Below are 19,182 nucleotides of genomic sequence, written 5' to 3' on the forward strand. Positions count from 1 at the left end.
GCCCCCTGGCCGGCGCGGGTGATCGTGGAGGCCGAGACCACGGCCGAGGCGGAAGCCGCGGTGCGGGCTGGGGCCGATGCGGTGCTCCTCGACGACTTCACCCCCGAGGCGCTGGCGGAGCTGGTGCCGCAGCTGCGGGCCCTGGCGCCGGCGGTGGTGCTGGAGGCCTCCGGGGTGCGGCCGGAGCAGCTGGCCGCCTACGCGGCCACCGGCATCGATCTGATCTCCACCAGTGCCCCGATCACCCGCAGCCCCTGGCTGGATCTCAGCATGCGCTTCGCGGCCACCGTGGCCTGAGACCGGGCCTGAGCCCTGACCGGAGCCGGGGCCAGGGTGAAGATCCACCTCAATCCCTGGCTGCCGTGGTTCCGCCGGCGATCGGTTGTCAGACTGAGCGCCGATGCCCCCCAGCGCAGAACCGCGTGCCGCAGCGACCCACTCCGCTCCATAAGCTTCAGCCGCCAACGCTTCAGTCGCCAACGTCGCAACAGGCGGTCGTCCCGATCGGTTTCGCCGGCCGGGCCCGGCGGTGGCCCGTGGTGGCACCTTCCCTGCTGCTGGCCCTGGTGGCGGCGCTGGCCAGCCCCACGGCCGCCAGGGCCGAATCGGTGCTCGAGCAGGCGGCGCGCACCGGCGAGATCACCATGGCCGGCCCCACCGACCTCGTGCCCTTCGCCTACCGCGATGCCAGCAAGACGCTGGTGGGCTACAGCCTGGATGTGGCCCGGTGGATCGAGGCGGAGGTCTCCACCTATCTCAATCGGCCGGTGAAAATCGTCTACACCGCGAACGCGGATCCGCTGGCGGTGTTCCGTGACGTGAGCCGCGGTGATGTGGATCTGGCCTGTGGGGTTCAGTTCACCTGGGAGCGGGAGATGTATGTCGACTTCTCCATGCCCTTCGCCCTCTCAGGGATCCGCGTGCTCACCCGCCAGGGGGGGCTCGATGGTTCGGCGGCCTCGATGGCGGGCAAGCGGATCGGCGTGGTGAAGGACTCCCTGGGCAGCGCCACCATCGCCGCCGTGCAGCCGACGGCAGTGCGGGTCCCCTTCGCCGGCATCGAGCCGGCGGTGCGGGCGCTGCTGGCCGGCCAGGTGGATGGCGTGGGGGGTGATTCCCTGCTGCTCGCCGGTGCCCTCCAGAGCCTCGGTGGCAAGGGGTACGGCCTGGTGCCGGCGGAGGCCTTCTCCCGCTTTGCGGTGGGCTGCATTCTTCCGGAAGACAATTCCACCTTCCGCAACCTGGTCAATCTGGCCATCGCCCGGCTGGTGCAGGGCTACCTCGACGATGAGCCGGCGGCCGTGGCCAGCGTCAACCGCTGGCTGGGTCCGAAGGGAGTCCTGGAGTTGCCCCCCGAGGTGATCAAGGCCTATTTCCAGTCCGTTCTGCTCAACTACGAACGGGTCAGGCCCCTGCCTGCAACGTCCCCATCCGTCGCCCCCACTTCCCCTGCCCGCTAAGGAGATTCGCCCCATGCCCATCACCTCCCGCACGGCCCTGCTCGGGTTCTCCCTGGCGCTGGCGGCCTTCACCGCTCCCGCCGCCGTTGAGGCGGCCCTGCTGTCCTCGCCGGCCCGCGGAGCCACGATCGAGCAACGGCTGCAGCGCATCAGCGCCGCGTTCCGCGCCCAGGCTGCAGGGGGCGGGGCGGACGGTGCCTCCGCCGGCGATCAGCGGCTGGCCTATGGCTTCGCCAACGCCGGCCGGGGCGGATGGGGCAATGTGGCCGGTGGCGGCGGCTTCGTCAACGGGCACCCGTATTACGGCGGCAGTGGCTTCCGCAACGGGGGCGGCGGTTTCGTCAATGCCAGGGGCGGGGGCGGCCTCGTGAATGGGGGCGGCGTGCGCGGTGGGGCGTTCCGGAACTGGTAGGCCCCGGAGCCAGCGTTTCAAGGCCGGAAGCTTCCGTGGGCAAGCCACCGAACCACCCCTAAGGTGCAGCACGTGAACGGCTCGGCGAATGGATTCTCCCGCTGCGGTGGCTTCCGGTTCGATCCGATCCCGCCACGGCAGGGCCCTGGCCCTGGGATCGGTGGCCTGCCTGTGCTCCCTGTCCGCCCCGGTGCCGGCCAGCGCCGCCGACGCCGTGCTGCAGCAGGCGGCGACCTCCGGTGAGGTGCTGATGGTGGGTCCCGCTGACAGCCCGCCCCTGGTCCGGATGGGGCCGAAGGGGGAGCCGGAGGGCTACGCCATCGACCTGGCCCGCCGCATCGACCGCCAGCTCAAGGCCGAGCTCGGCCCGTCGGTGCGGATCCGCTTCGCCCCCGTCGACAACACCACCATCTCAGTGGAGGCCGTTGCCAGCGGCCGGGCCGGCCTGGCCTGCGGGGTGCCTTTTGCCTGGGATCGGGAGAAGCTGGTGGACTTCACCCTGCCCATCGGCCTCTCCGGCCTGCGGCTGCTCACCGCCAGCGGCGGCCTCGACGGCTCCCCCGCCTCCCTCGCCGGCCAGTCGATCGCGGTGGTGGAGGGTTCGCTCGGGGCTGGGTTCCTCGGCTCCCTGGAGCCCAGCGCCAAGGCGGTCAGCTTCCCCACCCTGCCCCAGGCCGTCACGGCCCTTGAGCAGAAAAAGGTGGCCGGGGTGCTGGGCGATGCCAACCTGCTGGCCGGCCTGCGGCACGAGCGCCGGCTCTCCGGTGTGGCCCTGGTGCCGGAGCAGCCCTACGTGAGCTACGGCGTCGGCTGCATCGTGCCGGAGAACAATTCCCGGCTGCTCAACGTGGTCAACCTGGCCATCGCCAGCCTCTTCCAGGGCTACCTGGAAGGTCGCCCCGATGCGGTGTCCAGCGTCGCTCCCTGGATCGGCCCCACCGGTGTGCTGGCGGTCCCCACCGACCGGGTGCGGGCGTTCTTCGAGTCGGTGCTGATCACCCGCGAAGGCCTCCAGCTGGCGGCCCCCGCCCCGGCGCCCCGTCCCTGAACCCCTCCGCTCCGCCCCACCCATCCGCCTCCCCTTCCTACCTGGCAGCAACCCGATGACGAACCACCCCCGTTCCGGTCTGTTCGGTTTCCTGCTGTTGCTGGCCGCCCTGGCTCCGGCCGGCGCGGCGGCCAGGGCTGTCATCGACGCACCGTCCTCACCCCCCCTGGAGGCGGCGCCCGGCTCCATCGACGCCCGGCTGCGGCGCATCTCGCAGGCCATGGGCGAGGCCTCCGGCCGGCCGGCGGGGGCGGAGGGCCGGGCCAAGGCCCCGGATGGCCGCCTCGCCTATGTGTTCGTGAACTCCCCCCGCCTCGGCTGGGGCAATGGCGGCTTCCGCAACGGTGGCTGGGGCAACGGCGGGTTCCGCAATGGCGGTTGGGGCAACGGCGGCTTCCGCAACGGCGGCTGGGGCAACGGAGGGTTCCGCAACGGCGGCTTCCGCAACTTCTGGTGACCGCCACCGGTACGCCGCCACCGGGCAACCCGGAAGGGTTCGGGCCCTTGCAGCTGCTGGTGGTCCAGCCAACCCCCTACTGCAACCTCGACTGCGACTACTGCTACCTGCCCAACCGTGACGACCGGCAGCGGTTGTCGCTGGAGCTGCTGGAGGCGGCCCTGGCGCGGGTGCTGGAGAGCCCCTACGTGGGCGGCGACTTCACCCTGCTGTGGCATGCCGGCGAGCCGCTCACCGTGCCGATCGCCTTCTATGACGCGGCCACGGCGAGCGTGCGGCGGGCGCTGGAGGGCTGGACGGGGGAGCCCCTGACGATCCACCAGTCGGTGCAGACCAACGCCACGCTGATCAACGAGGCCTGGTGCGACTGCTTCGAGCGCAACGGCATCGCCGTGGGCGTGAGCATGGACGGCCCCGCCTTCCTGCACGACGTCCACCGCCGCACCCGCACCGGCCTGGGCACCCATGCCGCCACGCTGCGCGGCATTGAGCACCTGCGCCGCCGCGGCATCCCCTTCCAGGTGATCGCCGTGATCACCGAGGAGTCCCTCGCCCATGCCGATGAGCTCCACGCCTTCTTCGTGGAGCACGGCATCACCGACGTGGCCTTCAACATGGAGGAGACCGAAGGGGAGAACCGCGTCTCCACCCTCAGCCGCCCCCGGGCCGAGGCCGCCTATCGACGCTTCCTGGAGCGGTTCTGGGCGCTGTGGCAGGAGCGGCCCGAGCTGATGCGGGTGCGGGAGTTCGAGGGCATCTGCAGCCTGGCCCAGGCCGATGCCCGGTTGGCCTGCACCGACATGAACAACCCCTTCGCCATCGTCAACGTGGATGCGAGGGGGGCGATCTCCACCTTCGACCCCGAGCTGCTGGCGGTGCACACCGACACCTACGGCGACTTCGTCCTCGGCCACGTCCAGACCGACAGCCTCGTCTCGATCGCGGCCAGTGCCAAGTTCCGGCGCATCCTGGCGGACATGCGCGCCGGCACCGACCGCTGCCGGGACGAGTGCGCCTATTTCGGCCTCTGTGGCGGCGGCGCCGGCAGCAACAAGTACTGGGAGCACGGCACCTTCGCCTGCAGCGAAACCCAGGCCTGCCGCTACCGGATCAAGATCACCGCCGATGTGGTGCTCGCCGGCCTGGAGCAGGCGCTGGGGCTGGCGTCCTGATCCCCTGAGGGTCCACGCAGACGAGCCGCTGCGGTGAGGCAGCGGCTCTTGGATCGATCAGCCGTGAAACGCCGGCGCGTGGGTGAGCTGTCAAAGCAGGGGCTGGGTGTCGACCAGCCAGGGGGTGGCCGGTGTGGCACCGAAGCCGGCGGCCGGGAACGGCGAGGCCAGGGGATCGGTGGCGAGGGGTTGGCTGCCGCCGAGGGAGGCGAGCTCCGTCAGGGCCAGGATCGGATCGCCGCTGAGCAGCGGATCGGAGCTCAGGGCGTCGTCGAAGGCCATCGGGGCGCCGGCGATGTCGTCGCCGCCGGCCGGGGCCAGGCTGGTACCGCCGCCGATGATCGGGTCGACCGTGTCGGTCGCGGCGAACTGGGTCGCACTGCGCAGGGGGGCTCCGTTCGCATCGACGGAGAACTGCTGCTGAAGCAGCAGGCCGGCGCTGCTGGTGGGAGTGGTCAGGTTGTTGTCGGAGCTGACGAAGTTCCAGTTGCCATCGAGCGTCCAGGTGCGGATCTGGCCGGTGGAGACCACCTTCCAGAGGATCTGGTTCTTGCCGGCGGCGTTGGTTTCCGCGGCCAGGATCTGACGATCGGCGAACTGGGTGGCCGTGATCTGTTTGCCCTGGAAGCGGACGGCGGAGGTGAGGCCGTTGACGCGGACGGAGATCCGGTTGTTGGTGGTGTCGCGCAGCAGCTGGACGGCGCCGTTGGGATCGAGCACCTGGAGGGTGCTGGCGGTGCTGGTGCTCGTGTTGTTGGTGGTGCTCGTTGTGGTGGTGGTGGTCGGGGGCTGGCTGGTGCCGGTCAGCGGGGTGCCGGTGGCATCGACCATGAACTGCTGCTGGAACAGCAGGCCGGCGCTGCTGGTGGGAGTGGTCAGGTTGTTGTCGGAGCTGACGAAGTTCCAGTTGCCATCGAGCGTCCAGGTGCGGATCTGGCCGGTGGAGACCACCTCCCAGAGGATCTGGTTCTTGCCGGCGGCGTTGGTTTCCGCGGCCAGGATCTGACGATCGGCGAACTGGGTGGCCGTGATCTGTTTGCCCCGGAAGCGGACGGCGGAGGTGAGGCCGTTGACGCGGACGGAGATCCGGTTGTTGGTGGTGTCGCGCAGCAGCTCGACGGCGCCGTTGGGATCGAGCACCTGGAGGGTGCTGGCGGTGCTGGTGGTCGGCGGCGGGGTTGTGGTCGTGGTGGGGGGCGGGGTGCTGCCGGCGGGCTGGACGGTGCCACTCACCATGTACTGGCCGAGGCTGCCGTAGTCGGTGTAGCCGGTGGGGGTGCTGGCCAGGGGGGTGCCGAAGCCGACGCCGTCGATGCCGAGGTAGTAGGTGCCGGCGGCGAGGGTGGTGGAGAAGCTGGCCGTGGTCAGATCGGCCGGGTTGAAGGTCTGGACGACGCTGCCGTCGGCCCGGTAGAGGGTTGCGGCGATGTCAAGGTTGGCGCCGCGGGCGGTGAGGTACTGCGTGGTGGTGCTGCCGGGGCTGCCGATGAAGGCCCGGGAGGCGTTGACGATGTTGAAGGACACCAGGCCGGCGCCGGTGTCGAAGCGGAACATGTCGACGTCGGTGTTGCGCTCGATGATGCCGAAGCTGCTGAAGGTCAGCCCGGTGAGCGCCGTGGCGGTGCTGAAGGCGTTGCCGTGGTCATCGACGTTGTAGGTGAAGCCGTTGCCCGTGGTGATCGTGGCAAGATCGTCCTGGGTGTTGTTGGCGCCGGTGTACTCACCCTTGCTCCACTGGGTGAGGTTCTCGTCGTTGCCCAGCCAGGCCGCCCCAAGGATCGTGCCCCAGCTGGTGGGACCGGTGCCGCCGTGGCCGCCGTAGTACTCCGTGGTGCCGGCGCCGTCATGGGTGAGGCCGAGGGTGTGGCCGACTTCGTGGCTGGCCGTCTCGGCGGCGGTGTATTCGCCCCGGTTGAACACCAGGGCCACGTCGTCGGTGCTCCAGTTGAAGCTGTTGTAGTAGGCGGTGCCACCACCACCGGCATTGGTGATCGCCTTGCCGGTGAGCAGGTTGAGGTTGCTGGTGAAGGCCACCCGGATGCCCCAGCGGTCATCGCCAGTCCCGAACTTGCGCAGGGCTTCGGTGCCAGGGTCCTGGGTGGTGACGTTGACGTTGAAGGGGGCAAAGTCCTCGGCCACTCGTTGCCAGATGCGCTGGATTTCGGTGAGAGCTTTGTCGTCGAAGGTGCTGTAGAAGCCCTTCAGGCTCAGGTTGCCGCCGTTCTCCCAGGGGGAGTTGTTGACCTGATAGCCGTCGAAGTCGAGATAGATCGTCTTCGTGGCGTTCGGGTTGCTGTGCAGCCGGAACACGTCACTCAGGTTCACTCCCGTGCCGAGGGTGACCAGGCTGTTGAGAACCAGGGGGGCCTGGTCGGTGGTGGTGTCCCAGGCCGCGGCACCGTCACCGCTGGTGACGGCCAGCACGCTGCAGGCCCGGCAGCCGCAGGTGGGTCCCATGGCGGCGGCGGACGGGCCGGAGGCTTCCCCGGGCCAGGGATCGTTCAGCGCCTGGTGGCTGGTCGTGGCCACCGCCGGGGCGGCGTCGAGGCTGACGCCGTTCTGGAAGATGGCCTCCGGAGCGGCGGGCTGGGCGGCCGGAGCCGAAAAGCTGGCTTCGAGGCTGCCCAGGGCATTGGCCGAACCAGGGGGGGGAGGTGAGGCCTTGGTCGTGGCCAGAACGGCGTTGATCAGGGTGGCGGGCGCTTCGGCTGGGGCCGGGGCCGCGTCGACCAGGAGGCTGAGGGTTGTATCAGAGGAGCGTCTTGCTTGGCTCGAAAGTTCAGTAAGGAGGGGGGAAAGTGATTGTTGGCCCCCTGCGTATTCGGTGGTAGTCATGGCGAAGAGAGGGGTAAACAGCAAGCGACATCCATCACCACCCGAAGCTTCCAACCATTGACAGGCGGATGCTTCAGGAGATCTTCAAAGTCGTTGCGCCCAGAGCACTGGGGGGATCGACTTTGTTGCCGGGGGGGGCTGATGGAAGGAACCCTTTTCCCCCGCACTCATCATCGTTCTGCAGCAGCTTTGCTGTCTTTATGCACAGGCCAATTCACGGGGAGAGTTGCGTGACCGACGCTGAGCATTTCCTTGGAATTGCACCACCAAACCTGTGGGTTCGGAGTCAAAAATCGCTGTAGGGCGACCACGGCGGCCTTGCCCGGGAGGCCGGACCACGGCCGTCAAGACGGTGTCGCCAGAGGGGCTGGGGGCTCTCCAGAGGGGGGTGGGGAAGGGAGAATCCCAGTGGTGCCAAGGGTTCAAGCCGTCGGCATCCCGGCTGCCGGCACCTTGGAAGCACCCTCCCTGAAGCCTGAGGGTCAGAGCTCTATCGCCCTAAGCGCCTTTAAGCATGACCTGGAGATTTGTAGCGGATCTGCAGCCAGGGCGCTGCTCTCCGCTGCGGGCCTCTACCTGCCGGGATGGTGCCATCCGCAGCGCCGGTCGGCAAGCCTCAGGGGGGTGGGGGGACGCCGGTCTCCGCGCTGTCGTCCTCCTCGGGGACCAGTCGGGAGAAGTACTCCTCCTCGCTGGGGCCGGAGGCCAGGCCGGGAAGCGGCCGACCCCGCAGGCTGATCGCCGTGTGCCACTCCACCAGCAGGGGCACCTCCTGCCCCTTGCGCTGGGCGCCCATGGCGAAGGCGATGGCCAGGGCGAAGGCGGAGAGCATCACCCGCAGGCTGTCCCTGACCACGGACGCGATGGCCTTGGGCGTCGGGGCCTGGATCCTGCCCACCACCTCCTGCCTCACCTCCTGGAGGCGAGCCAGCATTCTGCGCTTGGTTTCCGGCAGCGGCAGCCCCATGGTCTCGAAGCGGATCCCGAGGCTTGGGGTCTGGATGGCCTGGAGGCGGGCCTGAAGGTTGTCGAGGCTGGTGGCCGTCGTGATGGTCTCCTGGAGCAGATCAAAGGTGCCGTTGGCGACGGAGAGCTGACGGGCGACGTTGGCCCTGGCCGCCACCACGCTGTTCCAGCCGGCAAAGGCCTGCAGGGGGACGATCAGCAGGAAGCCGATGACCGCCACGAGGGCCAGACGGGCGAGAGCGTCGCGCCGTTTCTGCAGGACGGGGTTCTCGGGGTCGAGGTAGGCGGCCAGGTGGAGCAGCCCGAGGGCCACCAGGGGGATGGTGGCCGAATCCAGGCAGGCTGCGATCAAGCGGAGCTGCCAGTCGGTGTCCAGCAGGCGTACGGGAACGATGCTGGACAGCAGGGTGATGAGGTAGGTGACGAACAGGGCGATCGCCATGAAGGCGAGCCGATCGGCCAGGATCGCCGCGTCGAAGGCCCTGAATTCCTTGGTGCCGGCCATCAGGACAGCCGGTTTCGGGTTCGGGACGCTGGGTGGCCTGCCGGTTTCCCTGCGTGGATGTCGATGGGGTGGGACGCGAGCGCCACGGGATCGGAAGCATTCAGGCCGCAGAACTTTCTCGCAGCAACTTCAATCACCGAGGATGCAAGTTGCCAGTCTGCCAACCGACCGGCCATTCAATGTATGACTGGTTATGACCAGGACTGGGTGTGGATCATGGCCTTGATATCAAGAACTGAGGGTGATCTTTCTCACGATTCGGTGCTGCTCCGAGCTGAGGAGATCCTGATCCGTCGCCGCAACTTGCGGCTCCATCCGAAGGCCGTCGCCGCTCCCAGAATGGGAAGGGGACCCGGAACCGGATCGGTGGGGCCTTCATCAGGAATGCGCCAGAACGCTGCCCCTGTGACCTTCTCGCCGCCACTTTCGGTTTTCCCGTTGGCTTTTTTCACGTTCTGGAAGCGCAGGGCAATCTGGGCCTTGCTCCAACGATCTCCCGGTTCGAAGGAGTTGAAAAGGTTGTAGAAGCGCTCCGCCACCTGGTCGGCGGTGGCGATGGAGGCGTCGTTGGATTTGAGCTTGAACTGCACGTTGACGGTGTTGCCTCCACCGATGCCGGTGCTGCCGGATCCGCCATGGCAGCCATTGCTGCTGCGCATGCGGGCGCAGAAATCAAAGTTGGAGAAGGGTGCATAGGGGGAGGTGGCCGAGCCCGTGATCGCCAGCCATGCGTCTTCGTTGACGCGGACTCCTCGGCTGCGCTGGTTGGAGGTGGCGTTGTTCACGCCACCGAACACCCTGCCGAAGCCCGAATCCAGCGGGTTGTAGCTCAGCAGGGAGATCGCCTCGCTGCCGTTGTCGCGTAGCGGCTCGTTGAAGGCGAATCCCACCAGGGTGCCGGAGCGGGGGCCCGACGCCGGGGAGGTGTTGGTGATGCCGAGGTCGAGGGTGTAGGTGTTGCCGTCGCCCGGGTCCTTGCGGAAGTCGAAGCTCATCCGGCCCTTGACGCCGGTGTTGTAGAAGCTGGTGCCGGCGATGCCGCTGTCGAACACCACATCGAAGGCTGACTTGGCCATGGCAGGGCTGGCGAGCCCGATCGGCCCGACCAGGGCAGCGAGGCCCACTCCAGTGAGGCCACCGAGCAGCCGGAGGCGGTTCTTGGCTGTGGCGCGCTTGAACGCTTTCTTGATCCACGCTCACCATAGCAGAGATTCTCTCACCCTGCTCACAGTTTTGCCCGCCCTCGGGGGTTCAGGGGGAGGCGGGCGGATCGTCCTCCGGCGGGGCGAGCTGGGCGTAGTAGTCCTCCTCGATGGCGCCGGCGGAACCCCGTCGGGGCTGGTGCTCCTGCCGCCGCAGGCTCCAGAGCGTCAGGATCTCCACCAGCAGCGGCACCTCCTGGCCGCGGCGCTGGGCTGCGACCGCGAAGGCCAGCGCATAGACGACGCTGGTGGCCATCACCCGCAGGGCGTTGGTCGCCACGTTCTCGATGGCCTCCGGTGGCGGCGCCTTGATCCGGGTCTTCACCTGCTCCTCGATCTCGTTGAGGCGGATCAGCATCTGGCGCCGGGTCTCCGGCAACGGCAGGCCCAGGTTCTCGAAGCGGATGCCCAGTTCGGGAGACTCGAGCGCTTGCAGGCGCAGCTGGAGATCCTCCAGGCTGGAGGCGGCGCTGATGGCCTCGCGGACCAGGGCGAAGTTCCTGTTGGCGGTGGTCAGCTGGGTCGTCAGCCTGGCCCGGGCCGTGGCGACGGTGCTCCAGGAGGCATAGGCCTGCAGAGGAATCAGCAGCAGAAACCCCAGCACCGCCAGGATCGCCCACCGGGCCAGGACGTTGCGGCGTTTCTCCAGGGCGGCATTGGCCGGATCCAGATAGGCCGCCAGATGCAGCAACCCCAGGCCCACTAAGGGGATGGCGGCGGCGCTGATCAGGCTGGAGCTGACGCTCAGCTGCCAGAGGGTGTCGAGTGGCCGCAGGGGAATGGCGGTGGCGACGATCCTGACGCCGTAGAGGACGAAGAGGACCTGTGCAAATACAGAAAATCGGTCGGCCAGGACCGCAGCCCCACGGGGGCTGGCGGGAGAATCAGACACCATGCGCGATTGTTGCCCGTGCCACGGTTTCTCCGATCAAGTGGAGAGGCAGTCTGGGCCAGGGTATGCCCTGAGGCCCGAAACTTCAGAGCCGTTCAGGCGGTGGCGGCAGGCAGGGGGCTGGCGGAAGAGATCCTGCGACGCAGCCTGCGGCTGAAGGCGAAGGCCGTGGCTGCTCCGAGCACGGGGAGGGGGGCGGGGACTGGATCGCCGGGGCCTTGAGGAGGCCTGGTGGAAACACCGGCGACCTTGTCGCTCTTGCCTCGGGCACCGATGGTGGTGGTCACGTTCTGGAAGCGGAGGGCCACCTGGGCATGCTTGAAATCGCCGTCCTTGGTGAAGGTACGGGAATTGAAGAGATCGAAAAACGACTGGGCGACGAGACTGGCGCTGTTGATCGACGATTTATTGGAGGCCAGCGTGAAGCGGACAGCGGTCGACTCGCCATCCCTCAGGCCCGTGCCGTTCTGGGTGCCTCCGTGGCATATGATGCCGGTGTCTCGGGCGCAGAAGGTGAAGCTGCCGAACGGTGAGTAGGCAGCTCGGATAGGTGTTCCTGTTGTGGGGAAGAGGAGATTCTGGTTGTTATTGACATTCACCTCTCTGCGAGTCGTCGATGCGCCGTAGACATCCCCGAAATTCGAAATCAAGGGGTTGTAGGTCAGCAGCTTGAAATCAGGAGATGATGTAGGTCCCGGAACATTGAAGGCAAAGGCTGTTAAGGTTCCAGTTGGATTGGTCCCAACGGGGGAAGTATTTTTGATGTTCAGATCCAGCGTGTAGCGATTATCTGCGGCGTTATCTGGGTCCAGCTTGGTGAAGCTGAACGTCATCTTCCCGGAAACGCCGGTGGCATCTGCGCTTGTTTTCTTATTGGCCGCGCTGAAATCGACGTCAAACGACGTGAACGCCATCGCAGGGGCGGCGCCTCCGACAAGGAGACCAGCCAGGCAGCCGACCGACAGGAGCTGGTTGCGGCGGGCCGAGGCCAACATTGCAACAGGATGAAAGTTCGCTCACCATACCACAGGTTTTGTCACCTGGCATCAAGGCGCTTTAGTCAATTCTTAAGTTCTGGGCGGTTCAGGCTCTGCGCCACGGCTTTCTGGTCCGGAGCCCTTGCGGTCACTGGGATGGGAGGGCGCCAGCGCCGTGCTGGCTTTCCGGCCCAGGCCCGCTCCTCCACGTTGGTTCCCTGACGTTCCTTTCAGGCGGCGGGGTGCTGGCCCCCGTCCTCTGGAGGGGCCAGGGACTCAAAGAACTCCGCTTCCCGCGCAGCGGCCGAGCGGCGAAGCGCCATCCCGCCGTTCCCCCGACCGGTGCGGGCCCGCCGCCACAGCTCCAGGGGGTTCAGGTGGGCCAGCAGGGACGGCCACTCCACCAGGAAGGGCACCAGCTGACCCTTGCGCTGGGCGCAGGCGGCGAAGCCGACCGCAAAAGCGATCGACGAGAGCATGACCCGCAGGCTTTCTCGTGTGATGCGGTCGGCCGTGGCGGGATCAATGGGTGCGAACCTTGCTTTGGCCTGCCCCTCCGCTTGATTGAGCTGGCTGAGCATCTGCTGCTTCAGGGCCTGCAGAGGGATGGCGGGAATCCGTGAGGAATCCAGCCGGATGCGCAGATCTGGACGTTGCAGAGCGAGAAGCCGCTTCTGAAGATCTTCTGTGCTGGTGGCCTTCTCGATGGCCACCCTCACGCCTTCGGCGCGTTCACTGGTACTGGCCTGCTGCTGGTTCGCGACGGCATTGGACAGGCGATAGGAGCGCCAGATCGCGTGGCCTTGCAGGGGAACGATCAGCAGAAACGCGAGGGAGACAGGAACGGCCAGCCGAGCCAGCATTTCCCGCCGTCGCTCAAGCTGAAGGTCGCCGGGGCAGAGGTAGGTGGCCAGATGCAGCAGCCCCAGTCCGAGCAGAGGAATGGGGGCCGCTTCAACGGCGACCTTGGTGCTGCTGAGTTGCCAGATGGGATCCAGCAACCTGGGAGGCAGGCTGAACGCCAGAACTGAGACCAGATAGACCGCGAAAAGCACCATGGACACCATGGCCAGACGATCGGCAAGGATCGCGACATCCAGTTGTCTGCTTGGTGGGGGCGTTGTCATTGGGGCTCTGGCGAAAGGTCAGGCCTTGAAGATGGCCAGCTAGGGAGCTTCAGCAGATCGGGCTTGATGAAGGTCTTAAGCATTGCTTTGGGGCCATGGGCCCATCCCAAACTTGGCCACCATGGCTTGCCATCAACCGCTTGAGTGTTGAACTCCTCTGGCCTTGTTGAGCCTGGAAAGAGACTGGGTGAGCCTGCTCAGAACGGAACAGGCTCATGAACCAACGAGGTTGAAGAGATCAGCCGACCATGGAGTTGGCCTTCATGCGACGGCGGAGTTTGCGGCTGTAGCCAAAGGCAGCCGCGGCACCGAAGAGGGGAAGTGGTCCTGGCACGCTATCTCCGGGGGCTTGACCGCCACCTGTCGTAATGCTGGTTGCCCAAATCTTGTCACTACCGCCGGTGGATGCGGGCAGAATGTCCTTGAATCGCATGAAGTAGCCGCCATCATCAAACGTGCCTGCTGTTCCACCACTCGGAGGTGCTTGGAACATCGCCACGAAGGCATCGCGGTACTTGGTGGCGGTGTCCAGCGTGGGAGCGCTGCTCAGAGTGAACGTTCCGACCGTCGTGCTGGAGCCGTTTTGCAATCCAAGTGTGGGACTCCCGCTGGCGTCGCAGTCAGCAGGATTGGGTGGGGTCGTCGAGTAAACCGACGTGCAGACGTCAAAGGCAGGGAAGGGGGGGACTGCAGTGCCAGGGTAAACAATATTCCAGTTAGGATCTATTTTTGAAAAGCTGACGAAATTGACGTTGGCAGAGGCCGGTGGGTTCGTCGGCAGATCGAAGCCAGTGCTCACAAGCCGAGAACCCGTTACTGGAGATCCAGAGAGATTCTTTAGGCTGAGCGTCATCTCTCCGAGATTGATCTCCGAAAAGGTGTAGGTGGCTTCGCCCAGGATTCCATTGATGCCTCCATTGGTGCTGCTGGAGGCGGTGGATTCGAATTTAAGTGTGAAGTATGGGTCGGCCGCGAGGGCGGGCATCGCCGCCATGAGGCTCAGGATTCCTGCTGTCGTCACCGTGCCGACGGATCTGGCGATCATACGGTTTTGAGTGGGCGAGGTGAATGGATTCATGACAGCAGGACTTGGCACGAGTTAACCATACAAGTCTTTTCCTCCCGCTGATTCTCAGAACGACACCAGTCGTTCAAGTGCGTGGGACAGAATCCAGGCGTGCTCTGGGTTCATGCCTCGCTTGATCGATCTCCCAGAACTCTTGCTGCAACTGGCTTTCTGTGAGATTTTGTGTTGTCCTCCCCGCGGCATCTGGTTCAGGGAAGGGGCATTCTCAAAGGGGCGATCTGCGGCAGATCTGCAGCAGCTTGTGCTTACGATTGTTGCAGGCTCCTCCCACAGGCCGCGCCCGCCTGGGGTCGCTGATCAAGGTGCTTCCTGGCGCCGATCCCCTGGGTTCCTCCGCCTTCCCCGGTCGCCTCAGATGCAGGGGCCGGTGAAGGTGGATCCCTCCGTGGCACGTGGTCCGGTTGAGACCCGAAAGGCAGCTGGAGGACCTGCGATCCAGCCTCCGCGGCATCAACGGAGCGTCAAGAGCTCCTGACCCGCAGCCCCGCCGGGGAGGATGATCGTGCCCCCGCCTGCCGTTCGACCGGCTTCGCTCCATGCTGCGCATCGCCCACGCCCTGAACAGCCAGCTGCTGGGGGCCCTGGAGAGCGCTTATCCCGAGGCGGCCGCCGCCGCCCGTGTCGCCGGCGCGCCGCTGGATCCCCAGCTCGGGCCCGCCAGCAAGCCGGAGTTCGGTGATTTCCAGGCCAATGGTGCCCTGGCCCTGGCCCGTCCCCTGCGTCTGGCGCCCCGGGCGATCGCGACGGCGATCGTGGAGCGGCTGGCGGCCGACCCGGACTTTGGGGCCCTCTGCCTGCCGCCGGAGATCGCCGGGCCGGGCTTCATCAACCTCACCCTGCGGCCCGAGGTGCTGGCCGCCGAGGTGGGGCGCCGGCTGGCCGATCCCCGCCTGGGGGTGGAGCCCGTGGCCCCCGGCGGCGCACCGGTGGTGGTGGATTTTTCCAGCCCCAACATCGCCAAGGAGATGCACGTGGGGCACCTGCGCTCCACGATCATCGGCGACGCCCTGGCCCGGGTGCTGGAGTTCCGCGGCCATCCGGTGCTGCGGCTCAATCACGTGGGCGACTGGGGCACCCAGTTCGGCATGCTCATCACCCACCTCAAGCAGGTGGCGCCCGAGGCGCTCGACACCGCCGACGCCGTCGATCTGGGCGACCTGGTGGCCTTCTACCGCCAGGCCAAGGCCCGCTTCGACAGCGACGAAGCCTTCCAGACCACGTCCCGCGAGGAGGTGGTGAAGCTGCAGAGCGGCGATCCGGTGTCCCGCCGGGCCTGGCAGCTGCTGTGCGACCAGTCGCGCCGCGAGTTCCAGCGCCTCTACGACCGCCTCGACATCCGCCTCGACGAGCGCGGCGAATCCTTCTACAACCCCTATCTGGAGGCGGTGGTGGCCGATCTGGCGGCCGCCGGCCTGCTGGTCAGTGATGGCGGCGCCCAGTGCGTGTTTCTCGAGGCCGACGACGGCACGGCGAGCCAGGCCCCGCCGGTGATCGTGCGCAAGAGCGACGGCGGCTTCAACTACGCCACCACCGACCTGGCGGCCATCCGCTACCGCTTCGCGGCCCCTCCCGACGGGGACGGCGCCCGCCGGGTCATCTACGTCACCGACGCCGGCCAGGCCAGCCATTTCGCCGGGGTGTTCCAGGTGGCCCGCCGCGCCGGCTGGATCCCCGAGGGCGGGCGGCTGGAGCACGTGCCCTTCGGGCTGGTGCAGGGGGAGGACGGCAAGAAGCTCAAGACCCGTGCCGGCGACACGGTGCGGCTGAAGGAGTTGCTGGATGAGGCGGTGGAGCGCTGCGAAGCCGACCTGCGCCGCCGCCTGGCGGAGGAGGACCGCCAGGAGGAGGAGGCCTTCATCAGCGAGGTCGCCTCAACGGTGGGCCTGGCGGCGGTGAAGTACGCCGACCTGAGCACCAACCGGATCACCAACTACCAGTTCAGCTTCGATCGCATGCTGGCCCTCAGCGGCAACACCGCCCCCTATCTGCTCTATGCGGTGGTGCGGATCGCCGGGATCGCCCGCAAGGGCGGCCACGAGGACGGGGCTGGGGCCGCGGACCCGGAGGCTCTGGCGTCGCTGGCGTTCAGTGAACCCCAGGAGTGGGCGCTGGTCCGCCAGCTGCTGCAGTTCGATGCCGTGGTCCAGGAGGTGGAGGAGGAGCTGCTGCCCAACCGCCTGTGCAGCTACCTGTTCGAGCTCTGCCAGCTGTTCAACCGCTTCTACGACCAGGTGCCGGTGCTCCGGGCCGAGGAGCCGGCCCGGGGCTCACGGCTGGCCCTGTGTCGCCTCAGCGCCGAGACCCTCAAGCAGGGCCTGGGCCTGCTGGGCATTCCCACCCTGGAGCGGATGTGAGGCCAGCGGAAAGGTCCGGTAGCGTTTGCCGACACGGCGGCTGATGGATCCGGATGGTCGTGGGGGAGCCGGTCAGAGTCGTGATCATCGGCGGTGGCTGTGGCGCCATGACCGCGGCCTACGAACTCTCCAGACCTGAGCACAACGGCCGCTACGCCATCACCGTGTACCAGCAGGGGTGGAGGCTGGGGGGCAAGGGGGCCTCAGGCCGTGGTCCCTCCGGTCGGGTGGAGGAGCACGGACTGCATGTGTGGCTGGGCTTCTATGAGAATTCCTTCCGCATGATGCGGGAGTGCTACGCCGCGCTGGAGGCGTCGCCGGAAGGTTCACCGTTCGGCCCCTGGCAGGAGGCCTTTCTGCCGGAAATGGATGTGGGCCTGTTCTCCCGTTCAGGATCGGCTGACTGGCAGAAGTGGACGGCGCCGTTCCCCCCCAGGCCGGGCCTCCCGGGGGATCCCCTGGAACCCGGCGCCGTCTATTCCATGGCGGGGTATCTGCAGCAGGCCATTGCCATGCTGCGCACCCTGATCCTGGACGTGGAGGTGAGCACCTCCACGGAGTCGCCGGGTGAGGGCCGGCCCGGAGACCTGCTCGAAGCGATGGCCGGCTGGCTGGCGGGAGGCACCTTCACAGGAGCGGCCGTGATGGCGGAAGGCCTCGGACTCCTGGGCAGTGCCCTGCGGACCCTGCCGCTGCCCACGGAAGCCCCCCTGATGCGCTTCGTTGAGGAGCTGAACGCAACCATCCGATCCTGGCTGGAAGAGCGCTGGCTCTCGGATCACCCCAAGCGCTACATCTGGGAGATCGTCGATCTCGTGCTGGCGATCATCGTCGGCAGTGTTCGCTTCAACCTGCTCCGGGACCCCCGGGGACTGGACGCGATCGACCACTACGAATGCAGGGAGTGGCTGCGCCTCAATGGAGCTTCGGAGCGGGCCGTGCGCTCTCCTTTCGTGGTCGGTCTCTATGACCTTGCCCTGGCCTACGAGGACGGTGATTCCAGCAAGCCGGCCCTCGCGGCCGGACAGGCGATCCGGGGCTCCCTGCGCATGTTCTTCGGCTATCGCGGCTCCCTGTTCTGGCGCCTGCGGGCGGGCATGGGCGATGTGGTGTTCGCCCCGCTCTATGCATTGCTGCGTCGCCGGGGGGTGCGCTTCCAGTTCTTCCACAAGCTCACCAATGTTCAGATCCCGGCCGGGCCACCCATCCAGCCCGGCGACCGCAGCCATGTGGCAGCCCTCGACTTTGACGTCCAGGCAGAGATCCATGGCAATCGCGACTATGACCCCCTGATCCACGTGGGCAACCGCCCCTGCTGGCCGTCCCAGCCCGATTTCGAGCAGCTGGTCGACGGTGACCGCCTCCGCCACGAACAGCGGGATTTCGAATCGCACTGGGATCGCTCCTTCACCTCCAGGCGCCGCCTCGAGGTGACGCGTGACTTCGATGCCGTGGTCCTGGGTGTGAGCGTCGGCGCGATCCCCCATGTCTGCCCCCAGATCCTGGCCAGGGATCAGCGCTGGGCCACCATGGTGGAGAAGGTGAAGACCACGGCGACGCAGGCCTTCCAGATCTGGCTGCAGGAGGATCTGTCCCAGCTGGGATGGCAGGGTCCTCCCTACATCGTCTCGGCGTTCGATAAGCCCTTTGACACCTGGTGTGACATGGCCCATGTCATTCCTGAGGAGGCGTGGGCGCGGCCTCCCGCCACCGCCCTCTACTTCTGCGGGGTGCTCAGGGATCCGCCTGAATCTCCCGCGGATTCCGACAGCCCCTATCCGCTGCGGCGGACGGAGGAGGTCCGGGAGAATGCCATGGCCTTTCTGTGCAACGCCGGCTCGGTTCTGTGGCCCCGGGCCTATGACGCCGCCGGTGCCTTCCGCTGGGAGCTGCTGGCCGATCCCGCTCCGGCGGAGGGTGCCGAACAGCCGCAGGGCGAGCAGCGATTCCTGAGTCAGTACTGGCGGGCGAACGTCAACCCGAGCGACCGCTACGTGCTGGCGCTGCCAGGCAGCCTGAAGCATCGGATTTCTCCACTGGATTCCACCTACGACAACCTGACCATCGCCGGAGACTGGACCGACTGTGGGTTCAACGAGGGATGCACCGAAGCCGCCGTGATCTCGGGGCGGCTGGCGGCCCATGCCCTGTCTGCTTCACCGCCTCTGGCTGAGATTCACGGATACGATCATCCTTGAACATTTCGGTATACAATCCCCGTTAACGTACGTGCCTATCAATGTCAGATTCCCAGTCCCCGGATGGCCGTTGGCAGCGTCCCCCGATCGAGCGTGAGACGCCCTTGCGGAGCGGCTGGTCAGAGGGCGGTCCGCAGGTGGGGGGGCGGCGCATCACCGACAGCGTGGAAGACACCATCCGCACCGCTTATCAGGTCATTGGCGAGAACTTCCGTCAGGGTCACGACGCCGCCGAGCGCTACAGCCAGCAGGCACCCCACGGCGCGGCCGATACCTCCCGCGACCTCGGCACCTTGACCAGTCGGATGATCCAGCTGGGACGGGACATGGCCAACACCTACTTTGATGCCATGGATCTTCTGCTGCAGGAAGTTGATCAGCGCCGCGGGGATCGTGAACGCTCCCAGGAGCGGCGGGATGCCCCTGCAGGCTCTGGAGTCGACGATGGCGGCGAGCCGAGTTAGGGCAGGCCATGGTCCTTGTGGTGCAT

15 protein-coding genes and 1 pseudogene are annotated in these 19,182 nt (G+C 66.9%); 9 read left to right on the forward strand and 7 right to left on the reverse strand.

The genetic code is table 11. The annotated features are described in order from the left end of the window. The 6 genes and pseudogenes from VB734_RS09455 to grrM all read left to right on the forward strand — a co-directional run. A pseudogene (locus tag VB734_RS09455) lies at positions 1-297 on the forward strand (nicotinate-nucleotide diphosphorylase (carboxylating)); the annotation flags it as partial. Between the two features lie 239 nt (positions 298-536). Continuing rightward, positions 537-1,460 (forward strand): extracellular substrate binding-like orphan protein GrrP, encoded by a 924-nt coding sequence (gene grrP, locus VB734_RS09460; RefSeq protein WP_323243296.1) that lies wholly within the window; start codon positions 537-539, stop codon positions 1,458-1,460. Positions 1,461-1,473: 13 nt separating this feature from the next. Then, positions 1,474-1,872 carry a GrrA/OscA1 family cyclophane-containing rSAM-modified RiPP gene (gene grrA / locus VB734_RS09465; RefSeq protein ID WP_323243297.1) on the forward strand — a complete coding sequence of 133 codons (399 nt, stop codon included), beginning with the start codon at positions 1,474-1,476 and terminating at the stop codon, positions 1,870-1,872. A gap of 88 nt (positions 1,873-1,960) precedes the next feature. Then, positions 1,961-2,920, forward strand: coding sequence for an extracellular substrate binding-like orphan protein GrrP (grrP, locus tag VB734_RS09470; RefSeq protein WP_323243298.1), 960 nt, complete (start codon positions 1,961-1,963; stop codon positions 2,918-2,920). Between the two features lie 55 nt (positions 2,921-2,975). Then, positions 2,976-3,377 carry a GrrA/OscA1 family cyclophane-containing rSAM-modified RiPP gene (gene grrA, locus VB734_RS09475; RefSeq protein WP_323243299.1) on the forward strand — a complete coding sequence of 134 codons (402 nt, stop codon included), beginning with the start codon at positions 2,976-2,978 and terminating at the stop codon, positions 3,375-3,377. Beyond that, positions 3,374-4,549, forward strand: a complete 1,176-nt coding sequence (gene grrM, locus VB734_RS09480; RefSeq protein WP_323243300.1) for a cyclophane-forming radical SAM/SPASM peptide maturase GrrM/OscB — start codon at positions 3,374-3,376, stop codon at positions 4,547-4,549. The genes grrA (VB734_RS09475) and grrM overlap by 4 nt, the downstream gene beginning before the upstream one ends. Positions 4,550-4,639: 90 nt before the next feature. Here the strand turns inward: grrM and VB734_RS09485 are convergent, their stop codons facing one another. The 7 genes from VB734_RS09485 to VB734_RS09515 all read right to left on the reverse strand — a co-directional run bounded on the left by VB734_RS09485 (position 4,640) and on the right by VB734_RS09515 (position 14,131). After that, positions 4,640-7,384 (reverse strand): zinc-dependent metalloprotease family protein, encoded by a 2,745-nt coding sequence (locus VB734_RS09485; protein ID WP_323243301.1) that lies wholly within the window; start codon positions 7,382-7,384, stop codon positions 4,640-4,642. 616 nt (positions 7,385-8,000) lie between these two features. Then, positions 8,001-8,855 (reverse strand): hypothetical protein, encoded by an 855-nt coding sequence (locus tag VB734_RS09490; RefSeq protein ID WP_323243302.1) that lies wholly within the window; start codon positions 8,853-8,855, stop codon positions 8,001-8,003. A gap of 251 nt (positions 8,856-9,106) precedes the next feature. Then, complete coding sequence (locus VB734_RS09495) at positions 9,107-9,979, reverse strand: hypothetical protein (RefSeq protein WP_323243303.1); 873 nt, start codon at positions 9,977-9,979, stop codon at positions 9,107-9,109. Positions 9,980-10,106: 127 nt separating this feature from the next. Then, on the reverse strand, positions 10,107-10,949 hold the full coding sequence (locus VB734_RS09500; RefSeq protein ID WP_323243304.1) for a hypothetical protein: 843 nt from the start codon (positions 10,947-10,949) through the stop codon (positions 10,107-10,109). Between the two features lie 95 nt (positions 10,950-11,044). Next, complete coding sequence (locus tag VB734_RS09505) at positions 11,045-11,941, reverse strand: hypothetical protein (RefSeq protein WP_323243305.1); 897 nt, start codon at positions 11,939-11,941, stop codon at positions 11,045-11,047. A gap of 215 nt (positions 11,942-12,156) precedes the next feature. Further along, complete coding sequence (locus VB734_RS09510; RefSeq protein WP_323243306.1) at positions 12,157-12,990, reverse strand: HpsJ family protein; 834 nt, start codon at positions 12,988-12,990, stop codon at positions 12,157-12,159. 301 nt (positions 12,991-13,291) lie between these two features. Further along, the gene (locus VB734_RS09515) at positions 13,292-14,131 is read right to left on the reverse strand and encodes a hypothetical protein (protein WP_323243307.1); all 840 of its coding nucleotides are present in this window, start codon (positions 14,129-14,131) and stop codon (positions 13,292-13,294) included. A 545-nt stretch (positions 14,132-14,676) separates the two neighbouring features. On the opposite strand from VB734_RS09515, the gene argS reads away from it, so the two are divergent. Genes argS through VB734_RS09530 form a run of 3 tightly spaced genes read left to right on the forward strand, consistent with a single transcriptional unit; the run spans position 14,677 to position 19,156 of the window. Next, on the forward strand, positions 14,677-16,494 hold the full coding sequence (gene argS / locus VB734_RS09520; protein WP_323243308.1) for an arginine--tRNA ligase: 1,818 nt from the start codon (positions 14,677-14,679) through the stop codon (positions 16,492-16,494). A 53-nt stretch (positions 16,495-16,547) separates the two neighbouring features. Beyond that, positions 16,548-18,692: an NAD(P)-binding protein gene (locus tag VB734_RS09525; RefSeq protein ID WP_323243309.1), complete on the forward strand. Its 2,145-nt coding sequence runs from the start codon at positions 16,548-16,550 to the stop codon at positions 18,690-18,692. A 41-nt stretch (positions 18,693-18,733) separates the two neighbouring features. Further along, entirely contained in the window at positions 18,734-19,156 is a 423-nt protein-coding gene (locus VB734_RS09530; protein WP_323243310.1) for a hypothetical protein, read from the forward strand. Positions 19,157-19,182 lie beyond the last annotated feature (26 nt).

This window comes from Synechococcus sp. BA-124 BA4, from assembly GCF_034931165.1.